2 protein-coding genes are annotated in these 1,862 nt (G+C 48.9%); both read right to left on the bottom strand.

Annotated features, from left to right (window positions below; genetic code table 11):
* Window positions 1-128 precede the first annotated feature (128 nt).
* Window positions 129-962, bottom strand: a complete 834-nt coding sequence (locus tag HU806_RS26120; RefSeq protein ID WP_186615777.1) for a hypothetical protein — start codon at window positions 960-962, stop codon at window positions 129-131.
* A gap of 292 nt (window positions 963-1,254) precedes the next feature.
* Complete coding sequence (locus HU806_RS26115) at window positions 1,255-1,617, bottom strand: DUF6124 family protein (protein ID WP_186615775.1); 363 nt, start codon at window positions 1,615-1,617, stop codon at window positions 1,255-1,257.
* Between the last annotated feature and the right edge of the window lie 245 nt (window positions 1,618-1,862).

Below are 1,862 nucleotides of genomic sequence, written 5' to 3'. Positions count from 1 at the left end.
GTTCAAACCCGCTGAGTTTCTTACGCCATTTCGTGACGGCTTGCGCCGTCAGTCCCAGGCGACCAAGCTTTGCCTGGCGCACATAAATCTGTCCCCTAATTCTCTTGTTACCAGGTTGAATGAGTCGTTCAGCTTTCCCCTTTGTTGTTTTCCCATTTAGAAGCAGACTCAATGAAGGCGCGAATTGTTTCTGCAATGCATTCGTATAGCAAATCGGTTTTTTTTGATAAGGTTTCTGTAAGGGAATTCCTATCGCCGTTCAAGTTTAAGTTTTCCCCACCGCCTACAAGCACTATGCCTACGGCGCTGATGTTCACGCATCCCGCTGGCACAAATTCGTAGTGCGCAATTCTATCTCGGACGGAGGTCACTCCCCCCTCTGAAAGTACAAACTCAAAATGCTCCACGTACTTTTTATGGATGTCGGAAATGGATAAGGCAACTTCTTGGGGCTTCCTGCGCGCAAGGAATGCAGGAAAGGTTCTAAATGAGCTGTACTTATTTTTAAAGAAGGCCGCCATCGCACCCGCGAACTGATCCAAGCATCGCCGATATGCCAGTACATATGCCTGGTACTCAAAATCCAGTATTGATGTATCTCCTAATCCCCAGGTGCTAGCCCCTAAACTTTCGCTGAGGTTGTATCTCCCGATGATTTTCATCAAGCTTGCTTCTACATTTGCTAGGCGGTCTTGATGATATAGAACGCATGAAAAAGACCGCTGAACATTGCCGAGCACTCCATTTACCAATAGGTGATACCAGTGCTCTCTTTTAGGGTCGGATCTTAGCTCTGAAATAAAGTTTGGTTGCGGGTCAGTAATGTATCTATGAAACTCTAAAAAGCCAGCTTTGTGTTTCTCTTGTAATTCATAGCCGGCGATGGTTTTTATAGCGCTCATACAGGATTGAAACTGCGGATCAAAGTAGCGAGCTAAAGATTCCGCTAAAAAATTTTGCATTCCGTCGTCCATAGTCGTTTTGGTCCTCAAATCCTGTAAGCTAAGACTAATTGGTAGAGTTATGTCAATCAATGCTCCGCTTGGTACCTGAGAAGCTTATCTAAATTGCTCTGAACGGCACCAAGGTATGTATGGTGGCTTCTGGCCGTTTGCAGCCTATCGCTAGGAAGGGCGGTGGTGGGATATGCGGGAAAAGAAAATTGAGAATATTTACAGCTCATCCGTTCGCTATCCACGGATATAAGAATCAAAACCCGACGCAAAACGTCGGGTTTTTCATTGGGTAAAAAACCTACTGCCGCGGCTCCACATTATCCAACACCCGATTCGCCAGCAGCGAACTCAGCTCAATCAACTGCTGAATCCCCTGCGCCACATGACGTCTCGATCCCTCCAGATCAAACGCCAGGTCACTCACCATGGCATCAGCCGAAGCCAGCGTCTCACTGAGGTTGGCGAGCAGGCATTCGTTATCGAGGCCTTTCACGACGGCGTACAGCTGCCCCGGTTTGGGGTCGTCTTTGGATTTATCCGGTTTCGGCCGCAAGTAGTGATCGAGCACGCGTTTGGTGGTTTCGTCTTGCTGCTTGGCTTTGGATTTTGCGGATGTAGCGGTGGAATCTGCTTCTGGCGGATTCGGCGTTATTTTGTACATAAGCTTCGGTTCCGAGGTGGTGCCGACACCCCGAAGCTACTAAACAATGGGGTGGCAGCTGTACGCAGGTTAGTAGACCGGGGAACCGAAGAAGCCGGCGCGCCTAAGCGCCCTGCGTACAGCCACCATCAGAAACAGGGTAGGGCCCTGTTTGATGTCAACACCGGTTGAAAACTGACCCACCCTACCGAAGTAAAACTGACCCACCCCGGCGGTAGTTAAAGTCTGTTTATAGCTTCGGCGAA

It is taken from the genome of Pseudomonas sp. SWRI154 (assembly GCF_014268645.1).
In the GTDB taxonomy this organism is placed as follows: Bacteria; Pseudomonadota; Gammaproteobacteria; order Pseudomonadales; family Pseudomonadaceae; genus Aquipseudomonas; species Aquipseudomonas marvdashtae.
This window is presented reverse-complemented; position numbering and strand designations above follow the sequence as displayed.

Coding starts and splice junctions, on each gene's coding strand:
- HU806_RS26115 (WP_186615775.1), bottom strand. CDS start 1,617: ATGTACAAAATAACGCCGAATCCGCCAGAAGCAGATTCCACCGCTACA.
- HU806_RS26120 (WP_186615777.1), bottom strand. CDS start 962: ATGCAAAATTTTTTAGCGGAATCTTTAGCTCGCTACTTTGATCCGCAG.